Genomic DNA, 20,711 nt, shown 5'->3' with positions numbered 1-20,711 from the left:
GCTCTTGTGGCGCACGTCAAGGTCGTTGTCGCTTCATTCATGCACTCAGTGGCGCGCGGGCATGAAGAGCGTCCGCGCCGGTGTTTTGTTTGTATCGGTGTTTTGTGTTGTAAATGGAGATAAATGTAATGAAAAAAAACCTTTTCGTGCTGTCCACCTTGGCCGTCGCCGGCGTTGCGTCTGCCCAGTCGTCAGTCACGCTCTTTGGCGTAATTGACGTCGGCGTTAGCCAGTTTGAGAGCAAGTCGAAAGATATCTTCGGCAATACCACCAAGACCAGTAAGTCCGCAGTGACAAGTGGTGGTCATACCACGTCCCGTATTGGTTTCAGGGGCCAAGAAGACCTTGGCGGGGGCCTGGCGGCAAGCTTCTGGCTCGAAAGCGCATTGCTAGTCGATGATGGTACGACAGGAGGTAATGTGGCGAATTCAGGGTCGAGCGTCAGCGGGTTCTTCAACCGTCGCTCAACATTGAGCCTGAGCGGAGCTTTCGGTGAAGTACGCCTTGGCCGTGACTACACTCCTACATTCTGGAGCGACTCAATCTTCGATCCGTTCGCTACATCTGGAATTGGCACCAACTTGATCTCAACGGCCAATGGTTTCAGTAACAGCAGCGCGGCGGTCAATGGTTTCCAGGTCAACAATATGTATGCTCGCGCCAGTAACTCGGTCGGCTATTTTTTGCCGCCAAACCTCGGCGGCTTTTATGGTCAAGTGATGTATACCTTCAATGAGAAGGAAAAGTACGCCCCCGGAGCGCTGACGCCGAAGGCACCGGACAATTCGCGCACCGGCAGGTATGTTGGAGGTCGATTCGGGTACGCAAACGGTCCTTTGAATGTCGCCGTTGCATCCGGCGAAACTACCGTCGGCGATGCGTTTTTTGCCGGCCTGACGAGCAAGCTGAGGACTTTTAACATCGGTAGCTCTTACGATTTCGATGTCGCAAAATTGTTTGGAGAGTATTCAAAAGTTGATCTAAAAACACAAAGCAGTGGCATCGTTCCGGCAGGCGTGTTCTATCCGTCGCCCGAGGCGTCGGGATTTCTTATCGGGCTGACAGTTCCAATCGACGCGTCACTCATTCGTTTATCCTATTCCCAAGTGGACGTAGACAAGAAAAAGTCCTCGTTCCCCAGTATTGGTGATCCAAAGGCCCACAAATGGGCTATTGGATATGTCTACAACCTGTCGAAACGCACCGCCCTGTATAGCACCTTTGCTCAGATCAACAACAAGAATGGCTACGACCTAGGTATCGGCGGTTCTCCGAATTTCATCAGAACGGGCACAGTCCGGCCCACAACATCCCGGGGATTTGACGTCGGTCTCAAAACCGTCTTCTGACCTAGATTAGTCGAAGCTTGTCGTGCCCACCGACAGCTTGCCGTTCTCGTAGCGGCCTTCTTCGGCCAGCGTGCCATCGGTCCGATATTCGCGCCCCTGAAAAGGCGTGTCAAGGGCAACCGAATTCCGCCGGTGGGGTAACTGAAATTTCCCCACTCGGTTGAGAATTATCGTCGTTGTCTGACCGGATCAATCCGGCCTTGAGCTGCTCTTTGAGGCGGTAGGAGTTGCCGCGGATGTTCACGGTCACCGCGTCTTCGATCTGGTTGAGCCAGCTGGCATGGACCGCCAACGCCGCCATATACGCCCAGGCGCCACCGCGCTCGTACTCGTGCTCCACGCGCATTAGCTTGCCCGGTTCCGTGGGCAGGCCCGGATGCGTGCGAAGCCGCGCCTGGATACTGGTCCTCTCATCGGTCGAGATGACGAACTCGTCCTTGCGCAGCGACTGCCCTTGCCAGCGCCGCTCGTAAAGATCCAGGATGCGCCCGGCCTTGGCCTGGAAATGTGGATCGCGCGGGACGATCCAGCAACTGTGCTGCCACGGGCGAATCGCGTCCTCGTCCAACCAACGCCAGACCGTGCTGTCGCTGATGCGCGCCACCAGGCCCGAGCGCTGCGCGTGTCGCGCCACATCCGCAACGCTCAAGCGCGACAGTGGCAAGCCCAAGGTGGCCGGCAACTCGCAGGCGAGCGCCTTGATCTCGACCGTGAGCTCTGGGGGGAAAGACCCAAGGGCGTCCCGGGCGGGCTCGCTCTTCGAGGCCCACTAATCGATCCTTGAAGAAGCGCTGGCGCCACTGACTGACCACCTAGCGCCGAGTGTCCAGTCGCGCGGCGATCTCGCCGTTGTCCAAGCCGTCGGCGGTCATCAGGATCATCTTGGCTCGAACAACCTCGACGTATGGCAAACTGCCTGCTGAGCCGCCACTGCCGCGCATTCCGATGCGTGGCATCGCTTTTGCGGCGCGAACTCGACGTCGTCTTATCTTCGCTTTCGTGTTCTACATCGCCCGGAGGCGTCGATGAAGCGAAGCAATCCGCACCGACTGACCGTCCAGCCCGGCCTGTTCGGCAGCGTTCCAGCGCCGCAGACCCGCCTGGACCTGAAACAACCGACTGCGAAGGGATTGCTGATTCTGGTCAACGACGGCAATCATGCGCTGGCCCCGGAGATGACGGCTCACCTCATGATGCCGATCCTCAACAGCGGCTCCTATTCGGCAATTCACACCGTGCTCTACATGAGCGTGAAGTCTGTGACGGTGAATCATCCTTTTGGCGACGCGCGATTCTGGATGCCGTGGTCGATCAGGGACAAGCCGTCGGTATCGTTGGCATTCTTGACCTAGCTTCAGGATGCGCGGATGGCGCACCTGTCGATAGTCACCGGTGAACCGGTTGTTGTTCTGGGTGGCGAGCAGAGTCTGGCCACGATGCAGTTCGTGACTGGAAAGGCACCTGCTTGAAGTGAGAACCTGCAGGTGTCGCCCAGGCCTCACGCATGATCCAGAAACGCATCGATCTCGCCAGCGGCACTTCTTGCCGTGCGCATCACCCCGATGAGCGTTGCCGATGCAGGACCCGTCCATTCTCCATAGCCCACCAGCCAGAGGCCGGGCACGTCGCGCGAGCGAGTTCCTGCGACTCGGACCTTTCCGTCCTCGACAGCGTGGAGCGATATGAGATGGTCCAGGGCCGCGCGAAAGCCTGTGCACCAGATCACCGCGTCGAATTCGCGAACGGTGCCGTCGTCCCAGAGTGCGCCCTCGGGCGTCATCCGACGGAAAGGTCTGACCGACGACAGCACCGCTCGGGCACGGGCGTCCATCACCGGCGGCACCATGACGATGTCGCCGAATCCGCCAGGAAGCGCATCGATGCTTCGCCCTTCCTGCAGCGCACGCCACCGCGCCGTCGCACGCTCGAACAGCACACGGCCGTCCACGTCGTCCGGCAGAAAGGTGGGCTCGCCTTCCGTGACCCACACGGTCTCGTCTGCCGAGAGCGACACTTCGGCCAGGATCTGTGCGCCGGAGTTTCCGCCGCCCACGATCATCACCCGCTGACCCCTGAATTCGTCCGGACTCCGGTAGTGCGCCGAGTGGAGCTGGCGGCCGGCGAAATCCTGCATCCCCGGGTAGTCGGGCGTGAAAGGCTTGCGCCACGTGCCGGTTGCGCTGACGACCGTTCGCGCCGTCCAGGTCCTGTCGCCGGCCCGCACCTGGAAGCCTTGCGCATCTCGTGTGACAGAGGACACGAAGACGGGTCGCTCAATCGGGAGCGCGTAGCGCTTTTCGTAGTCCCGCAGATAGCTCACCACATGATCGCGGCCGGGATAGGTTGTACCGGCGCTCGGCATCGGCCAGCCAGCGATTGAACTCCACGCGGCCGGCGAGAAAAGCCTCAACGAATCCCAACCATGCTGCCAGGCACCTCCGCCGGCCTCTTCGGCATCAAGCATCAGGAATGAGCGCTGTGTCCGCCGCAGGAAGTACGCCACCGAAAGCGCCGCCTGGCCACCACCGACGATGATCACGTCGTAGGTCATACGACGATCAGAGTTCTGATTTCAATGCGCCGCAGCAACAAGTGGTGCCTTCCTCATGTCGGCCGTCATGACCACCAGCGCAAGGCATGCGGACAGTCCCAGCATGGTAGAGAACCATAACGCACCATCCCCCCATCGTTCCACGGCCATGCCGAACAGGAAGGGCGCGCCGGCTTGCACGATGCGCGCCGGCACCATGAGGAAGCCCTGGCGCTGCCCGTAGCCCTTGGCACCGAAGATCATCAAAGGAAGCGTCCCGATGGCGATGGTCAGGATGCCGTTTCCCAGGCCGTGCAGCACTGCGAAGGCTGCAGCAGCCGAAGTACCGAGCAGGCCAAGGCAGAGCGCGCCCAGCGGGTGAGCCAGTGTGGCCAACCGGGCCGACAGCAGCGGGTGCGCGCGCTTGAGAAAGGTGAACTCGATCACTCGCCCCACCACCTGGGCCGGTCCGACCAAGGCGGCGATGCCCACCGCAGCGGCCAGCGTGGCGCCGCTGGCCAGCAGCAATTCCGGTAGGTGAGCAGCCATCGCCGTACTGATGAACCATGTCACGGCAAAGACGTAGGCCATCAGGACGACGGCGCGGCGCTGCTGCGCTGGCGCAAGTCCAGGGCCAACCTCTTGTTCGAAGACGGCTGCATCCTTCGACGCCTGATCGGTACGAGATGCCCGTGGCAGCAGCACATTGAGTGGGAGACCGATCACCAGGTGCAACGCCGCCCACGCAAGGCACGCCCCGCGCCAGCCAACCGTGCTCTCCAGGTAGGCCGACAGCGGCCACCCCGCGGTGCTTGCAAAACCTGCGAACAGTGTGATCCCGGTGATGGCTCTTCTCGCTTCTTGGCCGTGCAGTCGCACGACAGTGGCAAACGCCGCTTCGTAGAGGCCGCTGCCCATGGCCAGGCCCATCAGCGCCCAGGCGGCAAACACATGGCTGGCGTGCGTGGCCTGACTCAGTGCGGCGAGCCCTGCGGCAAACACCACGTTGCTGGCGATGAGCACCGGGCGTCCGCCCAGACGGTCGATGAGCCGGCCGGCGACGGGCCCAATGCCGGCGGCAACGAGCAGCGCCACCGAGAAAGCACCGAAGACCGTGGATGTGGAGATGCCGATGTCTCTGCTAATGGCGCCGGCCAGCACCGCGGGGAGGTAGTACGACGAGGCCCACGCCAGGGTCTGAGCCACTCCTAGCATCACAGTCGTCGTGGTCCTGCTTTGCACGTTGGATTCGCCTCGCTCAGATGCTGCGTAGATTGACCCGCTTCGACAGCGCCTCGGCGCTCTCGCGCCGCTCGCTGTAGCGGTCGACCAGATAGTCAGCGCAGTCGCGCGTGAGAAGCGTGAACTTCACCAGCTCTTCCATCACGTCGACCACGCGTTCGTAGTACGGCGAAGGCTTCATGCGACCGTTCTCTTCGAACTCGAGGAAGGCCTTGGCCACCGACGACTGGTTGGGGATCGTGATCATGCGCATCCAGCGGCCGAGCACGCGCAGCTGATTCACAGCGTTGAAGGACTGCGAGCCGCCCGACACCTCCATCACCGCGAGCGTCTTGCCCTGCGTGGGCCGCACCGAGCCGACGGCCAGCGGAATCCAGTCGATCTGCGCTTTCATGATGCCGGTCATCGCGCCATGGCGCTCAGGTGAGCACCACACCATGCCTTCGGCCCACTGCGCCAAGTCGCGCAGCTCCTGCACCTTCGGGTGATCTTCGGGCGCGCCGTCCGGCAGCGGAAGGCCGCGAGGATCGTAGATGCGAGTCTCCGCACCCATGGCGCGAAGCAGGCGCGCGGCCTCTTCGGTCAGCAGCCGGCTGTAGGAGCGCTCGCGCACCGATCCATAGAGCAGCAGGATGCGCGGTGCATGTGCAGCGCGCGTTGCCGGTAGGAGGTTCTGTAGATCAGGGCGGCGAAAGACGTCCGGATCGACGTTGGGGAGATCAAGGCTTTGCGACACGCTGGCCTTTCGCGTCGATCACAGCTTCGCCGTCTTCCTTGGTGAACGCACCCAGCTGCGGACGCGGCAAGATGTCGAGCACGGCCTCGGAAGGCCGGCACAGCCGCGTGGCGAGCGGCGTCACCACGATCGGCCGGTTGATGAGGATCGGATGCTGTCCCATGAAGTCGATCAGCTGTTCGTCGGTCCACTTCGGATCGTCGAGGCCGAGTTCGTCGTAAGGCGTTCCCCTGCGGCGCAGCACATCGCGCACCGGCACGCCCATGGCTGCGATTAGCTGCTTCAGCGTGGCGCGGTCGGGTGGGGTCTTCAGGTACTCGATGACAGTGGGCTCCTCGCCCGTGTTGCGGATCAATGCGAGCACGTTCCTGGACGTGCCGCAGTCGGGGTTGTGATAGATGGTGACGTCGCTCATGAGATTTGAAGCAGTAGGTGTGGAGAGGTTTCAGCCGAGGCTCAAGCGCAGCGCGAGCGCGGCCAGCGTGACCGCGAGCACAGGGATGGTCATCACGATGCCAACCTTGAAGTAGTAGCCCCAGGCGATGGTCGTACCCTTCTTCTCGAGCACGTGCAGCCAGAGCAGTGTGGCCAAGCTGCCGATGGGCGTGATCTTGGGGCCGAGGTCGCAGCCGATCACGTTGGCATAGATCATTGCTTCCTTGACGATGCCGCTCGCGCTCGACGCGTCGATGGAAAGCGCGCCGATCAGCACGGTCGGCATGTTGTTCATGACCGATGAAAGCGCGGCGGTGAGAAAGCCCGTGCCCATGGCCGCGCCCCAGACACCGTTTTCCGCGAAGACGTTCAGCAGCGAGGCAATCTGGCCGGTCAAACCCGCGTTGCGCAGGCCGTAGACCACCAGGTACATGCCCAGCGAGAAGATCACGATCTGCCAAGGTGCACCATGCAGCACCTTGCGCGTGCTGATGACATGTCCGCGCGCCGCCACGGCGAGCAGGATAGCGGCGCCCACGGCCGCCACCGCGCTGACCGGAACGCCCAGCGGCTCCAGGCCGAAGAAGCCGACGAGCAAAAGGATCAGCACGATCCAGCCTGCCCGGAATGTTGCCGGATCGCGGATCGCGGCGACCGGCGCCTTGAGCTGGGTCACGTCGTAGCTCGTCGGGATGCCGCGGCGAAAGTAGAGCATCAGCACCAGCAGGCTCGCGAGCACGGCCGCGATGTTCACCGGGATCATGACCGACGCATACGTGTTGAAGCCGATCTTGAAGAAGTCGGCAGAGACGATGTTCACCAAGTTCGAAACGATCAGCGGCAGGCTGGCCGTGTCCGCGATGAACCCAGCCGCCATCACGAAGGCCAGGGTGGCGGCTGGCGTGAAGCCCAGCGCGACAAGCATCGCCATCACGATGGGCGTGAGGATCAGTGCGGCGCCGTCGTTCGCAAAGAGTGCCGAGACCGCTGCGCCCAGCAGCACGATGAATGCGAAGAGAAGCCGGCCACGCCCGTTACCCCAGCGCGCCACGTGCAGTGCGGCCCATTCGAAGAAACCGGCTTCGTCGAGCAGCAGACTGATGATGATGACGGCAACGAAGGTCGCGGTCGCGTTCCACACGATGCCCCAGACGACCGGGATGTCGGCGAGATGGACCACGCCGAAGAGCAACGCGATGATGGCGCCGAGCGAAGCGCTCCAGCCGATGCCCAGGCCGCGTGGCTGCCAGATGACTAGCACGAGCGTGAAGACGAAGATCAGGATGGCCGCGAGCATTTGAGATTTTTTCTTGGTTGGTAGTTGAGATGTGCAAACGGGCGATCCCGGCCCGCTGCGTGGGGTCGGGAATCTCCCCCAGACCCGGATCAGATGCTTTCGAGGGTCGCGCGCAACTGCGCGTCGTTCAGGGCATCGAAGGGAATTTGAGCCAGCTTGCGCATGCGCTCGCCGATAACTTGGCGGGTGGACTCGAAGGCCTCCCGCTTTTCATCCGCATTCGCCCCGACATTCGACGGATCCGGGTAACCCCAGTGGATCTTCACGGGCGAGCCGGGCCAGTAGGGACAGGTTTCCTGGGCCGCGCTGTCGCAAACGGTGATCACCACGCGCATGGTGGGCGCGTCAGGCGCCGTGAATTCATCCCAGCTCTTGCTGCGATAACTGGAAGTGTCGATGCCGGCTTTCTCGAGTACTTCGATTGCCACCGGATTGATACGACCGCTGGGTGCGCTACCGGCGCTGTACGCGCGCGCGTCGACGCCGAGTTCTTGTGCCCAATGGTTGAACATGCCCTCTGCCAGTACGCTGCGCGCCGAGTTGTGGGTGCAGAGGATCAGGATGTTGGTCGTCATGTCAGCGGATTCCGATGTCGCGAACTTCGCGTTGAATGGCCAAGGTTTCGAGCTTGGCGAGTGGGAGCGAGAGCAAGAATTCGATGCGGCGCTTGAGCGTGACAGCCGCGTCGGTGAATGCACGTTGCCGAGCGTCGTCCGATCCTTCGGCGGCCGCCGGATCGGTGAGGCCCCAGTGCGCGGTGATAGGTTGGCCTGGCCAGATTGGGCACACCTCGCCGGCGGCCTGGTCACACACGGTGATCACGAAGTCCATGTGCGGTGCGCCGTCCTTCGCGTACTCACCCCAACTCTTGCTTCGGTAGCCGGAGTCCCTGAAGTGCAGGTTGCGCAATGTGGCCAGCGCGAGCGGATGCACAGCTCCTTTGGGGTGACTTCCCGCCGAGAAGGCGGTGAAGCGGTCCGAACCCAGGTGGTCGAGGATCCCCTCGGCCAGGATGGAGCGGGCAGAGTTTCCCGTGCAGATGAAGAGGACGTTGTGTTTGCGTTCGGTCATGGGGTGCTTTCAGCAGCAGGCTTTGCTGGGGGCGGCCACCACTGGGATGGCTTTCAAGCCGACGGGTCCGGCGCAGCAGGCGCTGGCAGCATCCGCTGGGGCGTCCGTGGCGCGGCTCTGGCCATACACAACGGCCGCCTCGAGCGTCCGGTAGTGTTCCCAGGCGATGCCCTGCGGATCCGTGACCCAGTGCTTTTCGCTCTTGGCATAGCAGCACACGGTTTCGCCTTCATCGAGCAGCGTCCGGTCTGCGGCCTGGGCGCGAACCTTCAGTTCAGCAAGCTCGCTTTCGTCATCGGCCTGGATGCCGAGGTGATCGATGCCGACGCCGTGACCCACCGTGGAAATTGCGAAATTGACCCGCGGGTCGTCCAGCATCCATTTCGCGTAGTCGCGCTCGACGCGCGCAGGCTCTGCCGCAAAGAGATGGGAGTAGAAGGCGATGCTCTTGCTCAGGTCATCGACGTGCAGGTGAACGTGGAAACGCTTCATGACAGGTTCTCCTAGATGGGCGTTGGGAAGTGGTCGTGTTGTTCCGGTGATCCGCTTAGCTCGAAGTCGTCGATCCGAGCGGACGGGTCATGCAGGTTGCCGAGGCGGGGCAGATGCTGGCGAATTCAGTGGTGGACCGGATCGTCTCGGGCGCGTCGGATCTCGGGCAGGGAAGGTAGCCGCGCACCGCGAAGAAGTCGGAAGCGGTTGTCGTGAGCAAGAAGAGCCGCTGAATGCCCGCAGTTGCAGCCCTGGCTTCAATCGCGCGCAGGAGCACATCGCCAAGGCCCACGCTCCGACTCTCTGGGGCTATTGCCAAGGAGCGCAACAGGCCTGCGTTTCCCGCACGCTCAAGCCCGACGCAGCCCGCCAAACCGTCGACGGATCGAAGCACCAGGAAATTGTCCAGGTGACCCGGGCTCAGATCGCTCTCGGGCAATCCGCACGTGAGCAGCAGCGCGCGCACTTGCGCAAAGTCAGCTGTGCTGGCCAGTTCGGGGTTCATGGCTCGGCGGTGGGCGCGAATGTCAGCAAGCACACGACGTGTCGGCCTCTACGAGACATGCCTGCCCTTGGCAGCAGTTCTCGGTGAGGTAGGCCAGCAAGTCATTCATCTGGTCGAACGACGCCCGGTAGATCAGGTGCCGACCCTGCCGCTCTTGCGAGACGAGACCGGCATTCGTCAATTCCTTGAGGTGGAACGAGAGACTGGTCGCTGGAACCGCCAGGGCTTCTGTCAACGCGCCTGGGGTCATGCCCTCAGGACCTGCAACGACCAAGGCACGAAACACCCGAAGGCGAACCGACTGCGCAAGTGCCATCAAAGAACGGACAACAGTATTTTCTTCCATAATTCAAGTATCGTCGAATCATTGAATCTATGCAAGTGCACGAGTCCCAAGCGGGGCCGGCAACAGGAGATCCACAAATGCGACCGTTCCACATGCTTCTCGCCGTCCTGGTCGCCGTGATCTGGGGGGTGGCGTTTGTCGTCAGCAAGATCGGCCTGGAGAGCTTCACACCGCCGCAATTGACCGCGCTGCGGTTTCTGGTGGCAGCCGTGGGGGTGCTTTGGCTGCCGCGGCCCTCGATTTCGTGGAAGGCGGTGGTGTTTATTGGCCTCACCGTCTTCACCGGGCAATTCCTCCTGCAGTTTTTCGGGATCGCATTTGGAATGCCCGCCGGACTCACCGCCTTCGTGGTGCAGACCCAAGCGCTCTTCACGGTCGTCTTCGCGGCCCTGATGTTTGGAGAGCGGCCCAGCACCCAGCAGGCCATCGGCATGGCTGTTGCTCTGGCCGGCTTGTTCGTGATCGGTCTGACGCTCAACGGCAACGTGCCTGTATTGGCCTTCGCGTTGACGCTCGCATCGGCGCTGAGCTGGGCCACTGGCAACCTGGTGATCAAGCGGCTGTCCAAAGTCAACATGCTGCACCTGATGGTGTGGGCCAGTCTGGTTCCCCCTGTTCCCGCATTGGCGCTCTCGTTCGTGCAGGATGGACCGGGGGCGCTCCTGTGGGCAGTGACGCACGCATCGATGTGGGGCCTCTTGGCACCGGTCTACCTCGGGCTACTGGCAACCGTGCTGGCGTACGCGATCTGGGGAAATCTGCTGCAGCGCTATCCCGCCGGTACCGTCGCCCCTTTTGCACTGCTGGCACCCGCCGTGGGCCTGAGCATGTCCTCGCTGGTCTATGGCGAAAGCTTCAGCACCATTCGACTGTCAGGGATGGTGCTTCTACTCGGCGGCGTAGCGATAACTGCAGGCTTGCTCAATCGTTGGCTCCGCTCGAATGCCGGTTAGCGCCCGAAAGCGACATTTCCAAACCTCCTATCGCCCGGACGTAGCCGCACGCGAGGTTGCTGGTGGGCGTGTGTGCATTCCTTTTTGATTCGCCTCTGCGCTCACGGATCGCAAGAGCTAACGACCGCGGTGAGTCCAGAAATTCTCAGCCACATATGACCGCATTGGATAGACGGTAGAACGTCCATCCTCGCCCAACAAAGCCCAGTCCGGCCTCACCGCCGTGCTGGGCTTTGTGCCGTCTGGCTTTGCCAGACGTGTTTCTCTCCTTCATCCAGGGGGTGCTTCGCATCCCCGCACCTCATGGACCACGACTTCACATCCACTACTTTCGACGATGAACCCGTTCCTGACCACGAGCCGCTCTCACGGTCACCAAACCTCACTTGCCCGGCTTGCCAGTCACGCCGAACCGTTCCGCGCGACACCGGCAAGAAGGCCGGTGCAGCGATCGGCACTGTCGCTGGCGCGGCCGGTGGCATCTCCGGTGCGCTGTCCGGTGCCATCACGGGCGCCGAGATCGGCATGGCCATGGCTGCTTCTGCCGCTCCAGTCACGACGCCGTTGGGCATCGTGGCCGGCGCGATCCTCGGGGCCTTAAGCGGAGGCATTGCCGGCTGCGCCGTCGGCGCTGCGCTGGGTGAGGCCGTCGACGACGCGATTCTGCGCAACCGTCGTTGCCTGGGCTGCGGCCACACCTTCGCCGTCTCGCGCCGCTGATCGTCTTGGCGTCGCTTCTTCTCCCCCAATTCCTTTCTTCTAGGAATCGTCTTGAACCTCATCACTCCCGAGCTGCGCATCCTGCTGCTGGCCAACGGCCACACTTCGCGCGACAACCCGCACTTCGACCCCTGGCCCGTGCTCAAGTGGTTCAACCCGTGCGGCTCGGCTACCTGGTTGATCACCGAACTCGATCCCGACGACGAAGACCTCGCCTATGGCCTCGCGGACCTGGGCTTGGGCAGCCCCGAGACGGGTCACGTGTCTGTGCGCGAACTGTCCTCCATCCGCCTGATGCGCGGTGCGCTGGGCATCGAACGCGACTTGCACTGGCGCGCCGACAAACCCCTGAGCGCCTACTTGCGACTGGCCCGGTCTGCCGGACGCATCGTCAGTTGACCCCACCGACCTCGCCCTCCCGCCGCACACCGGCAACTCCTCCTGAAGCCCGCCTCGTGCGGGCTTCGTCTTTTCCGCTCCCGCGTTCCTTCATCTCTCCATTTCCACAAGGACCATTCCCATGGCACACCTCCTCCAGCAAATGGCCTACGTCGGCCAAACCCCGTGGCACGAACTGGGCAATCAGTTGCCTCCCAAGCAACCCCTCGAGGTCTGGGCCCGACAGGCAGGCATGGACTGGCGCATCTGCGAAACGCCCGTGCGCTACATGGCCGAGCAGGCCGGGGCGCTCGGTTCCATCATGACCTTCGAGGACCAGAAGGTGCTCTATCGCAGCGACACCAAGGCGCCGCTGTCGGTCGTCGGCGGTCGCTACCAGATCGTGCAGCCCCGGGACGTGCTGGAGTTCTACCGCGACTTGACCGAGGTCTCCGGCTTCGAGCTGGAGACCGCCGGGGTGCTCAAGGCCGGGCGCAAGTTCTGGGCCCTGGCACGCACCGGCAAGGAAGCGGCGCTCAAGGGCAACGACACCGTCAAGGGCTACATCCTGCTCGCGACCTCCTGCGACGGCACCTTGGCCACCACCGCCACGCCGACGACGGTGCGGGTCGTGTGCAACAACACCCTGTCGATCGCACTGAACGGCGCGAGCAGTGCCGTGCGTGTGCCGCACAGCACGACGTTCGATGCGCAGGCAGTCAAGCGGCAGCTCGGCATCGCCGTCTCCGGCTGGGACACCTTCATGTACAGGATGCGAACTTTGTCGGAACGGAAGGTCAAGACGCACGAGTCCTTGAACTACTTCCTGCGTGTGATGTGCCAGACGGACGGCCATGCCGACAGCCAGACCCTCACCAACGAGCGCGCCCTGAAGAAGGTGCAGGAGCTCTACGAGGGGCGCGGCCGCGGCGCGGAACTCAGCGCGGCCAAGGGCACGGCCTGGGGCCTGCTGTGCGCCGTGACCGAATTCGTCGATCACGAGCGCCGTGCTCGCAGCCAGGAATACCGCCTGGACAGCGCGTGGTTCGGGCAGGGCGCGGGCCTCAAGCAACGTGCATTGGATGCGGCCCTCCAACTGGCGTCGTGACATCTCCTCCAGCACCACCGACTCCTCCGAACCCCGACGGCACAAGCCCCGGCTCCCTTCAAGGGGCCGGGGCTTTGTGCTTTTGGGGTGCGCCAAGGACATGACTGATCAACCACGAAGAAAGGACACCGCCATGGCGGAACTTCAAGTGGCGGGCACCTCGCCCGCCAAACGCCGGCCAGCCCTGAAGCTGGTCAACACACAGGCGCTGAGCCGCGACCAATGGCTCGACGTCCGCAAGGGCGGCATCGGCAGCTCCGACGCTGCCGCAGCCGTCGGTCTCCATCCCTACAAATCGCCCCTGCAACTCTGGATGGAAAAGACCGGACGGGATGCCTTGCTGCCCAAGGTCGATCCCGACGACGCCACCAGCCCGATGTATTGGGGCACGCTGCTAGAACCCATCGTGGCGGCGCACTACACCCGGCGCACCGGGCTGCGGGTGCGCCGGATCAATGCGGTGCTCCAGCATCCCGTGCATCCCTGGATGCTGGCGAACATCGACCGCGAGGTCATCGGCGCGTCGGACGTGCAGATCCTGGAGTGCAAGACGGCGGGCTACCACGGTGCCCGGCTGTGGGAAGACGGTGTGCCCGAGTACGTCCAGCTGCAGGTACTGCACCAGCTCGCCGTGACCGGCAAGCCGGCGGCCGACGTGGCCGTGCTGATCTGCGGGCAGGAACTGCGCATCCATCGCATCGAGCGCGACGAGACCATGATCGCCCAGCTCATCGCGTTGGAAAGGCGGTTCTGGCACTTCGTGGAGACGGACACCGCACCGCCTGCCGATGGCTCGGAGTCGGCAGACGTGGCCTTGCGAGCGCTCTGGCCCCGGGACAATGGGAAGACGGTGGATTTGACGGGCGACATGGAGATGTCGTCGGCATTTTCCGATCTGCTCGCGCTGCGCCAGGTCCTGGCTGACGCCATCGCCCGAGAGGCGCAGGTCAAACAACGCATCCAGCAGCGCATGGGCGAGGCCACCACGGCATGTTTCGACGCGGGCGAAGTGCGCTGGAAGCGCAGCAAGGATTCGACGGCCGTGGATGTCGATCGCCTGCTGGTGGATCAGCCCGAGCTCGCGAGCACGTACAGCGTGCCACGACCTGGATCGCGGCGGTTCACCGTCAAGGTGCACGAGTCGCTGACTCTGGCGGCTCCGTCGCCAGCGGCCGATGAATGAAAGGGGATGCCATGAACATCTTCTTCGGCCCCATCGAGTACCTGACGGCCTTCGCGATGGTGCTCGCCACGGGAATCCTCTTCGGCTTCGGGCTGGGGTGGCATTTCTGCGGCCACTTCCGCGCGCACCCCCTGCGCGAGCGCTACTGAGGCCGGTCGACCTCGACGCCGCCAGGTCCCCACATCGCCATCGCGTCGGCCAGCTCGATGGCCCACCTCATTCCGCAGAGGTTTCACAGCGGCCCGCCCCATGCGGATTGAAGGGGCGGGCTGATCACTGATCACAGATTTCTCAGAAACCACTTTTTCATGGACCTTCATTTCCAACGGCACGCCATCGTGCCGCCCTACACCCGTGATCTCACGTCCAAGGACCAGTTCAAGTGGTCTGCGGATTTCGAGGTCCCTGCCATCGGCGACGAGATCGTGATCCGGCTCAACGGCATCGGCCGCGCCAAGGTCGTTGGCTACGCCACGCACGGCGGCTACCTGGGCGTGATGTGCGTGCCGCATAGCCCGCCCGCATGGTGGGTTCGTCAAAACGGCCCCGCAAGCGCGGAGAACGCGGCACTGGCCTATGGCGCGGAGATTTCACCGATCGTTCCAGGGCAGACGCCAAGAGCGGCCATCAGACCAACGTCGAGTTCATCACGGACCTGATGGAGCACTCGCGCCACGGCGCGTTGATTCAGGCCTTCGTGATCCACGCCATCGACCAGTACGCCCGGAGGGTCGCAGCTGCCCTGCCGGAAGACCTGGACACCGGCCTTGTCAGCGGCCATGCGTGGCACGGCTGTGCCGTCGAGGTCCGGCACAAGCTCGCGCAAAGGCTCGGCTGACGCCCGCGCATGCATCTGTTCATTCATTCATTTTTACAGGAGAGCCACATGCTCAAAGGACTGGCCCTGACGCCACCCGTCATCGGCCGCATCGCCATCGGCAAGGTCGTCGTCAAGGACGGCCGGCGCCTTCCGGAGAAGGACGACGGGTTCACCGTCACCAGCCAAGTGCAGGGGCGCGACGGCTGGATCACCCATCCGCTGGACGAAACACTGCGCAAGGCACCCGGCGCCAAGCTGCGCAACATCCCTGTGCGGTTGCTCTTCGACGCGCCCGCTCTGAGCCTCAGGGCCAACTACAGCCTGTTCGACCGCAAAACCGGCCGGCCGCTGTGCGTGGGCAATGGCGAAACATGCCGACGCTCAACGCCTTCGGGCATGCAGACGCTGCCCTGTCCCGCCCCGGAGGGGTGCGAGCTGGCCCGAGGTGGGCTGTGCAAGCCGTGTGGCCGCCTGAACGTGCGGATCGAGGCGGCCGGAACAGGCGTGGGAGCGGGCGACGAACTCGGCAGCTTCCTGTTCCGCACGACAGGCTTCAACAGCATCCGGACGCTGTCGGCCCGACTCAACTACTTTCATGCGGTATCCGCGGGGCTGCTGTCGACCCTGCCGCTGGAGCTTCGGCTGCGCGGGAAGTCGACGACGCAGTCGCATCGCGCGCCGATCTACTACGTGGATCTCACCGTGCGCGAGGGAATGTCGCTGGCAGAAGCCGTGAATGCTGCGCGGACGGAGCACGACGCCCGGAAGGCATTGGGCTTCGACCAGGCAGCTCTGGACGAAGCTGCACGGCAGGGCTTTGCACAGGGGGCCTTCGAGGAATCCGAGGAAGAAGGGGCCGCGGTCGTGGAGGAGTTTTACCCGTCCGAGCCCCACGACGAGCGCAGCGATGCGTCCACTTCCGACAACACGGGCAACAGGATCGATCTCGCCGGCAAGCTGGCGAGGCTGACCACAGCAGCCGGCGGGCACGGCAGTACGGCGGAATCTCGGGCAATGGAAAGGAGGCCGCATGGAGATGTCAACGGCCATGGTCCATCTTGAGCACCTATTCGCCGCTGGCGTGCGCTTCGACACAGAGGTCCAGTATCTCGTACAGAACGCCGGCCGGAGGAAGTACGAGAAGCTGCCCGTGCGCCAGTTGTCCTCGGCGCGGGCTTGCACGCTGAGCAGCACGTTGCAGTGTGTCGCCATCCTGCTTCAGATGCCGCTCAAGCCAGCGGCCCAACGACTCAGACGTGTGACCCCCACCGCAGGGGAGGCTATTGACAGCGACAGCCTATTGCTCGGCATCCGGGCGTTCGATGCAGCGGTCACCGCCGAACGGTTCCCCTCGACCGAAGTACAGGAGATCGGCAACGCGGCTCTGGACGCGCTGCGTGCTGGTCATCTGTGCGTGCTGCAGTTCGAGTCCAAACAATTTTGCCGCTGGGCCACGGTCATTGGCGTGGAACGGGACAGCAGGAGCGGCGACGCCCAGGCGCTGCTCCTGCTGGATTCGGGTGCGAGTGAGCCTTGGGCCTGCGCACACAACGTGCGCATCGAATTGCAGGCGGTGGCGGGCAAGTCGGTCCGCGCAAGCGCCGGGTTCACGCTCAATTGCCGCGACCTCTGGGGAGGCGCCTGTGCCGTTCGCTTGCGTGGCCTGATCATCCTCAGGCGCAGCGCACCGGCCGGACCCTAGCGCCGGGTACTTCGCTTCTGGGTCGGGTAGGGCCTGGCAGTGCGGGGCGCTCGCCTCAACGTAACGTCCAAACCGCGCTGTTGCGGCATGTCCGGGTTCATCAATTCATGAGCTGGTGCACCGATAGCTTGGGCAAGCATCTCGACGTAGTCGATGGAAATGTTGCGTAGGCCTCGCTCCACGGAACCTACAAAGGCCCTGTCCACACCCGCATCGTTCGCCAGGCGCTCCTGGGACACGCCCGCGTTCACGCGCACCAGACGGACATTGCGCGCGAAAACTTCGCGAAGGGAAAGGGCTGGAACACCTCTGGGCATGTGATTGATGCTCCGTAAATGAGGTGTTTGAAACCACGGTGTTTGGAACCCTTTAACATCCGGACCCAACGACAACGACGATCTATTCGCGCCCCGCAGTCACGCCATCAGGCACGCATGGGGTGCATTTTTTTAACTTCAAAGGAGGCTCAAATACATCTTTATCTCGAAGACGCAGGACAAGAGAAATCGCGTCCTGAACGACCGGCAGAGCCGCCCGGCCTGGCCCGAGCAGGCACAGCGTCATCCCACAACGTACAGGGGCAAGGTGCCCTTTGTCTTTCCGGAACCCAAACCATGAACGTCCACTTCTCCAAGAACAACCAGACCCGCTTCGTCAAGCACGGCTTCTCGTGGCAGATCTTCTTTTTCGGGCCGATCGCCTTCGCCATGCGCAGCCAGTTCCTGCTGGCCGCCGCCTGCGCGGGGGCGATGTATGCCGCCTTCCTGGCCACCGGCTTCATCACGATCATGGTCTTCGACCTCGACGTGGAGCCGGCGCGCTTCCTTGGCATCGCCGCTGCGTGCAGCCTGGTGGGCTACTTCGGCAACCGGTTTTCCGCGCGCAGTTACGTGAAGGACGGCTGGGTGCCGGTCGACACCTTTCCGGCCGACTGGAACGTGCCGCAGTTGATCGCGCCCAAGGCGGCCGACACAAAGCTCGGCTGAGCGTCCCATCTCCTTCGAGGTCACTCATGAAAAGCATGCTCGGCGCCGTTTTCGCGGTGCTCACCGCGATCGTCTTGACCCCCTTGGCTCTGGCCAAGGGCATCGACCCGCTCATCAACCCCGATGCCGTGAAGCATCAGATCGACCGTTCGGCCATGGAGATCCAGCTGCAGGGCTGGAGCCGTGACCTCAAGTACCCGGTCTACCCGATCCAGGTGCAGGCTGGTGGCAACGGCGTGTACTACACGACCACCGAACGCGTGAAGTCCTACAAGGAGTTCGACTTCGACGAACTGCGCTGCGAGATCGGTGATGCCGATCGAGCCGTGCTGAAGACGCCTGGCTACGCCTGCGCCGACGGCGTGTGCATGACCAAGGAGGGTGCCGTGCTCGGCACCGATCCCCGCCGGCCTCGGAATCCGAAGCACCGCTGCTAGGCGCACCGAGGAGCCGCAGCCCCACGAGCGCCTGGACTCATATCAACGACACCCACATCTTTTTTAACTCACATGAAATCGACCAGAGCAACAACGCTCGTCCTTCTCGGCGGCCTTTGCGCTGCACTGTCGGCTTGCACCGACTCCAGTATCACGGCAGTCAAGAAGGCCTCACTGGGGCGCAGCGACTTCACTTTCGGTGAAGCGCTGGACAATGCAAAGGGCTGCAAGGACACCGCGTGGGAGCGCCACGACGACGGGAATGGCCGCCCCGTGGTGACCTACATCTGCACGGCGCAAGCCTTCGACGACATCGCGCAGGAAGCCAGGAAGAAGAGCTTGGCCGACCTGGAGATCGTTACCAGGGAAAAGGCAAGCGCGTACCCGGAAATGATCAATGCACTTCAGCAAAAGCTGAGTGCCGCCAAGGCTTCGGGCGATGGCGTGAGTCTGGAGCAGAAGCAAAAGCTTGAGGCGGCGGCCAAGGCCTTGCAGGGCTACCAGGCGGAGGTCGATGCGGTGATGAAAAGCCCCATCAACAACCCGGAATGGAAACGAATGGCGCAGCAGCAACTGGCGCAAATGCAGCAGCGGTACGAGGACCTGAAAGTCCAGATCGACAAAGAAGCACCAGCCAACAAGCTGGAGGCCGAAGGCGCGATCGCGAAAGCCCAACAGGAACTGGATAACGCCGTCTCCTGGGAAAAGAAGTACGCCGACGCCGTGAAGACGACCAGGGACAGCGTCGAGAAGGAGATCAGCGACCACTACGGCCGGGCTCACCCGTTCAAGTTGAGGATCCAGTTTGCCGTCACGAACAAGTCGGCCATCACACCGTCGGCGATCGAGTGGCTTCTGGACGATCGGCCCGTTGCCGCCAGCATCCTGATGCCGTCGTTTCTCTATGACCCGAAGACGATGGAAGCTTCGCTTCGGGATATCTTCAAGGATAAGGCGTCATTCAAGTCCCAGGACAGGTACCAGGAGATCTTCCCGATCAAGTGCTACTACCGCTGGTCCGACCCGTCCACCGGTTGCGCGGTCAAGGCGAAATAAAAGAACGGGGACCTCAGGGTCCTCTTTTTTTTTGTCCGTGCCTGCCGATTGTCCGCGCCGAAATGGAAGTTGGTCGTGTGCCCGAGCTTGTGCGCCGTGGATCGCTTGGTGCGCCTCGATGCACGTTGCCCAGGGCTTCGCTACGGCTGCGGATGCTCCGATACCGTGCCGATCAACAGGTTGTCGGTGCCCGTGCCGAAGCCGTAGCGGATCAGGCGGTCAGTTTCGGCCAAGTAGATCACCGCTTTGTCCAACTGATCGGCAAGCGATTCATGCTGGCGAATCAGCGAGCCGCAGCCACGGTACGCGAAATGATCGAAGTCGTTGCAGTTCACCACCGCGCCCTGATTGGGAAACAGGCCGTCCCACAGCTCCAGGAGCGTCCGGATCAATCCCTTCAGCTCCGAGTCCGTCGGCCCATCGATCGCCAGCAACAGGTGGACGATGGGGCTGCCGGTGGGGCCGAAGTCAAGCTTGCGAACGTCCGCCACGATGGCATCGCCATAGCGCTGCTTCAACTCCCGCAGCACCTGTGTGCTTGCGGCGATCATCGACTCGAAGTCCTCGTGTCCTGTTGCCCACGACACCTTCAAGTGGGACAACTCGACGCGCAAGACGCGGGCGCCGGGGTGATGTTTGGGCACGCCCGCCAGGTACTCGCGCAATTCGCAGCCGCGCTTGTCGTGCATGGCCTGGTGCATCAGCTCCGACTTGCCCGCGCTGTTGTGGTTGGCGCTCTGGCTCAATACCTGCACGAAGTTGTTGCAGAGGTTCGCCGTGATCGAATCAACGTGGTTGCCCATCCACATTTTGGGTTTCGGGGCCATTTGCACGCGATGCTGCACCAGTTGATGCAGCCCGCAGCTCCGGTACGCATCGATGGCCAGTTTCACGTAGGGGTCCACGTGGAGGCTTGCAGACACGCGGCAGGCGAGCCCGTAGAGCGTGCCGATCAGCGGTAACAACGCCTTGCCCACTTTGGTGGGCTTCCAATGCCCTTGTTGGGGAAGAAATGCTCGCATGCCTTGACCGCGCGACGAGCGTGTGAGGCCCGCGAAGGCGCGAACTTTCCGCAACTGGATGCCACGATCGGCGTCGCTGAAATCGAGACTCGTCAAGATCGTGGGCAAGGTATCGGGTGGCTCCCCGTAGACCGGGACCACGTCGCGCGAGCGCGGCGAGGGGCGCACTTCGGCATTGATGAACACCATTCGCTCCTCCATGGCCAGTGCCAACTGCTGGGCTTTGGTGGGAGAGCGGTAGGTGTATGCCTTGGGCGCGTGGTGGCTGCCTTTGTGGGCGGTGCCGGCCAAGTACTGATCGATCTGCTGGAGGGTGATATTCAGCATGGTGGTTGCTCCTCAC

At 62.9% G+C, this 20,711-nt stretch carries 28 protein-coding genes; 15 read left to right on the top strand and 13 right to left on the bottom strand.

Annotation, left to right across the window (positions count from 1 at the left end; genetic code table 11):
* The first annotated feature begins 128 nt into the window (after nucleotides 1-128).
* Nucleotides 129-1,349 carry a porin gene (locus AC57B8_RS17435; RefSeq protein WP_496480260.1) on the top strand — a complete coding sequence of 407 codons (1,221 nt, stop codon included), beginning with the start codon at nucleotides 129-131 and terminating at the stop codon, nucleotides 1,347-1,349.
* 109 nt (nucleotides 1,350-1,458) lie between these two features.
* Here the strand turns inward: AC57B8_RS17435 and AC57B8_RS17430 are convergent, their stop codons facing one another.
* Nucleotides 1,459-2,019 (bottom strand): transposase, encoded by a 561-nt coding sequence (locus AC57B8_RS17430; RefSeq protein ID WP_496480259.1) that lies wholly within the window; start codon nucleotides 2,017-2,019, stop codon nucleotides 1,459-1,461.
* Between the two features lie 355 nt (nucleotides 2,020-2,374).
* Here AC57B8_RS17430 and AC57B8_RS17425 point away from each other — a divergent pair, with 355 nt between their 5' ends.
* The gene (locus AC57B8_RS17425) at nucleotides 2,375-2,701 is read left to right on the top strand and encodes a hypothetical protein (protein WP_496480258.1); all 327 of its coding nucleotides are present in this window, start codon (nucleotides 2,375-2,377) and stop codon (nucleotides 2,699-2,701) included.
* A gap of 146 nt (nucleotides 2,702-2,847) precedes the next feature.
* Here AC57B8_RS17425 and AC57B8_RS17420 read toward each other — a convergent pair whose 3' ends face one another.
* The 10 genes from AC57B8_RS17420 to AC57B8_RS17375 form a co-directional block, all read right to left on the bottom strand.
* Nucleotides 2,848-3,900 (bottom strand): ArsO family NAD(P)H-dependent flavin-containing monooxygenase, encoded by a 1,053-nt coding sequence (locus tag AC57B8_RS17420; RefSeq protein ID WP_496480257.1) that lies wholly within the window; start codon nucleotides 3,898-3,900, stop codon nucleotides 2,848-2,850.
* Nucleotides 3,901-3,921: 21 nt separating this feature from the next.
* The gene (locus AC57B8_RS17415; protein ID WP_496480537.1) at nucleotides 3,922-5,094 is read right to left on the bottom strand and encodes an MFS transporter; all 1,173 of its coding nucleotides are present in this window, start codon (nucleotides 5,092-5,094) and stop codon (nucleotides 3,922-3,924) included.
* 43 nt (nucleotides 5,095-5,137) lie between these two features.
* Nucleotides 5,138-5,857: an arsenical resistance protein ArsH gene (gene arsH / locus AC57B8_RS17410; protein WP_496480256.1), complete on the bottom strand. Its 720-nt coding sequence runs from the start codon at nucleotides 5,855-5,857 to the stop codon at nucleotides 5,138-5,140.
* A complete protein-coding gene (gene arsC / locus AC57B8_RS17405; protein WP_496480255.1) occupies nucleotides 5,841-6,272 on the bottom strand; it encodes an arsenate reductase (glutaredoxin) in 432 nt (143 codons plus the stop codon). Before arsC ends, arsH begins: the two co-directional genes overlap by 17 nt.
* Before the next feature lie 30 nt (nucleotides 6,273-6,302).
* The gene (locus AC57B8_RS17400; protein ID WP_496480254.1) at nucleotides 6,303-7,589 is read right to left on the bottom strand and encodes an arsenic transporter; all 1,287 of its coding nucleotides are present in this window, start codon (nucleotides 7,587-7,589) and stop codon (nucleotides 6,303-6,305) included.
* An 89-nt stretch (nucleotides 7,590-7,678) separates the two neighbouring features.
* Complete coding sequence (locus AC57B8_RS17395; RefSeq protein WP_496480253.1) at nucleotides 7,679-8,164, bottom strand: arsenate reductase ArsC; 486 nt, start codon at nucleotides 8,162-8,164, stop codon at nucleotides 7,679-7,681.
* 1 nt (nucleotide 8,165) lies between these two features.
* The gene (locus AC57B8_RS17390; RefSeq protein WP_496480252.1) at nucleotides 8,166-8,660 is read right to left on the bottom strand and encodes an arsenate reductase ArsC; all 495 of its coding nucleotides are present in this window, start codon (nucleotides 8,658-8,660) and stop codon (nucleotides 8,166-8,168) included.
* A gap of 9 nt (nucleotides 8,661-8,669) precedes the next feature.
* Nucleotides 8,670-9,152 (bottom strand): ArsI/CadI family heavy metal resistance metalloenzyme, encoded by a 483-nt coding sequence (locus AC57B8_RS17385; protein ID WP_496480251.1) that lies wholly within the window; start codon nucleotides 9,150-9,152, stop codon nucleotides 8,670-8,672.
* 55 nt (nucleotides 9,153-9,207) lie between these two features.
* The gene (arsN2, locus tag AC57B8_RS17380) at nucleotides 9,208-9,657 is read right to left on the bottom strand and encodes an arsenic resistance N-acetyltransferase ArsN2 (RefSeq protein WP_496480250.1); all 450 of its coding nucleotides are present in this window, start codon (nucleotides 9,655-9,657) and stop codon (nucleotides 9,208-9,210) included.
* Nucleotides 9,658-9,679: 22 nt separating this feature from the next.
* Nucleotides 9,680-10,003 (bottom strand): ArsR/SmtB family transcription factor, encoded by a 324-nt coding sequence (locus tag AC57B8_RS17375; protein WP_496480249.1) that lies wholly within the window; start codon nucleotides 10,001-10,003, stop codon nucleotides 9,680-9,682.
* Nucleotides 10,004-10,080: 77 nt separating this feature from the next.
* Here AC57B8_RS17375 and AC57B8_RS17370 point away from each other — a divergent pair, with 77 nt between their 5' ends.
* The 10 genes from AC57B8_RS17370 (at nucleotide 10,081) to AC57B8_RS17325 (ending at nucleotide 16,867) form a co-directional block, all read left to right on the top strand.
* Nucleotides 10,081-10,956: an EamA family transporter gene (locus AC57B8_RS17370; protein WP_496480248.1), complete on the top strand. Its 876-nt coding sequence runs from the start codon at nucleotides 10,081-10,083 to the stop codon at nucleotides 10,954-10,956.
* A gap of 303 nt (nucleotides 10,957-11,259) precedes the next feature.
* Nucleotides 11,260-11,676, top strand: a complete 417-nt coding sequence (locus AC57B8_RS17365; protein ID WP_496480247.1) for a hypothetical protein — start codon at nucleotides 11,260-11,262, stop codon at nucleotides 11,674-11,676.
* Nucleotides 11,677-11,727: 51 nt separating this feature from the next.
* Nucleotides 11,728-12,075 carry a DUF2958 domain-containing protein gene (locus AC57B8_RS17360; protein WP_496480246.1) on the top strand — a complete coding sequence of 116 codons (348 nt, stop codon included), beginning with the start codon at nucleotides 11,728-11,730 and terminating at the stop codon, nucleotides 12,073-12,075.
* 121 nt (nucleotides 12,076-12,196) lie between these two features.
* The gene (locus AC57B8_RS17355; RefSeq protein WP_496480245.1) at nucleotides 12,197-13,162 is read left to right on the top strand and encodes a DUF932 domain-containing protein; all 966 of its coding nucleotides are present in this window, start codon (nucleotides 12,197-12,199) and stop codon (nucleotides 13,160-13,162) included.
* Between the two features lie 133 nt (nucleotides 13,163-13,295).
* The gene (locus tag AC57B8_RS17350) at nucleotides 13,296-14,345 is read left to right on the top strand and encodes a YqaJ viral recombinase family nuclease (protein ID WP_496480244.1); all 1,050 of its coding nucleotides are present in this window, start codon (nucleotides 13,296-13,298) and stop codon (nucleotides 14,343-14,345) included.
* Between the two features lie 11 nt (nucleotides 14,346-14,356).
* Nucleotides 14,357-14,494 carry a hypothetical protein gene (locus AC57B8_RS17345; RefSeq protein WP_496480243.1) on the top strand — a complete coding sequence of 46 codons (138 nt, stop codon included), beginning with the start codon at nucleotides 14,357-14,359 and terminating at the stop codon, nucleotides 14,492-14,494.
* 159 nt (nucleotides 14,495-14,653) lie between these two features.
* The gene (locus AC57B8_RS17340) at nucleotides 14,654-15,004 is read left to right on the top strand and encodes a hypothetical protein (protein ID WP_496480242.1); all 351 of its coding nucleotides are present in this window, start codon (nucleotides 14,654-14,656) and stop codon (nucleotides 15,002-15,004) included.
* Nucleotides 15,004-15,183, top strand: coding sequence for a hypothetical protein (locus tag AC57B8_RS17335; RefSeq protein WP_496480241.1), 180 nt, complete (start codon nucleotides 15,004-15,006; stop codon nucleotides 15,181-15,183). The genes AC57B8_RS17340 and AC57B8_RS17335 overlap by 1 nt, the downstream gene beginning before the upstream one ends.
* A gap of 48 nt (nucleotides 15,184-15,231) precedes the next feature.
* Nucleotides 15,232-16,227, top strand: coding sequence for a recombination directionality factor (locus AC57B8_RS17330; RefSeq protein ID WP_496480536.1), 996 nt, complete (start codon nucleotides 15,232-15,234; stop codon nucleotides 16,225-16,227).
* Nucleotides 16,196-16,867 (top strand): hypothetical protein, encoded by a 672-nt coding sequence (locus AC57B8_RS17325; RefSeq protein ID WP_496480240.1) that lies wholly within the window; start codon nucleotides 16,196-16,198, stop codon nucleotides 16,865-16,867. Before AC57B8_RS17330 ends, AC57B8_RS17325 begins: the two co-directional genes overlap by 32 nt.
* Here AC57B8_RS17325 and AC57B8_RS17320 read toward each other — a convergent pair.
* Entirely contained in the window at nucleotides 16,864-17,184 is a 321-nt protein-coding gene (locus tag AC57B8_RS17320; RefSeq protein ID WP_496480239.1) for a helix-turn-helix domain-containing protein, read from the bottom strand. The genes AC57B8_RS17325 and AC57B8_RS17320 overlap by 4 nt on opposite strands.
* 297 nt (nucleotides 17,185-17,481) lie before the next feature.
* Between AC57B8_RS17320 and AC57B8_RS17315 the strand changes: the two genes are divergently transcribed.
* The 3 genes from AC57B8_RS17315 (at nucleotide 17,482) to AC57B8_RS17305 (ending at nucleotide 19,346) form a co-directional block, all read left to right on the top strand.
* Complete coding sequence (locus tag AC57B8_RS17315; RefSeq protein WP_496480238.1) at nucleotides 17,482-17,853, top strand: hypothetical protein; 372 nt, start codon at nucleotides 17,482-17,484, stop codon at nucleotides 17,851-17,853.
* Nucleotides 17,854-17,879: 26 nt separating this feature from the next.
* The gene (locus tag AC57B8_RS17310; protein ID WP_496480237.1) at nucleotides 17,880-18,290 is read left to right on the top strand and encodes a hypothetical protein; all 411 of its coding nucleotides are present in this window, start codon (nucleotides 17,880-17,882) and stop codon (nucleotides 18,288-18,290) included.
* A 72-nt stretch (nucleotides 18,291-18,362) separates the two neighbouring features.
* Entirely contained in the window at nucleotides 18,363-19,346 is a 984-nt protein-coding gene (locus AC57B8_RS17305; RefSeq protein WP_496480236.1) for a hypothetical protein, read from the top strand.
* 140 nt (nucleotides 19,347-19,486) lie between these two features.
* On the opposite strand, the gene AC57B8_RS17300 is transcribed toward AC57B8_RS17305, so the two are convergent.
* The gene (locus tag AC57B8_RS17300; RefSeq protein WP_496480235.1) at nucleotides 19,487-20,695 is read right to left on the bottom strand and encodes a hypothetical protein; all 1,209 of its coding nucleotides are present in this window, start codon (nucleotides 20,693-20,695) and stop codon (nucleotides 19,487-19,489) included.
* Nucleotides 20,696-20,711 lie beyond the last annotated feature (16 nt).

It is taken from the genome of Variovorax sp. BGA-UO-ETr-C22, from assembly GCF_059567965.1.
This window is presented reverse-complemented; position numbering and strand designations above follow the sequence as displayed.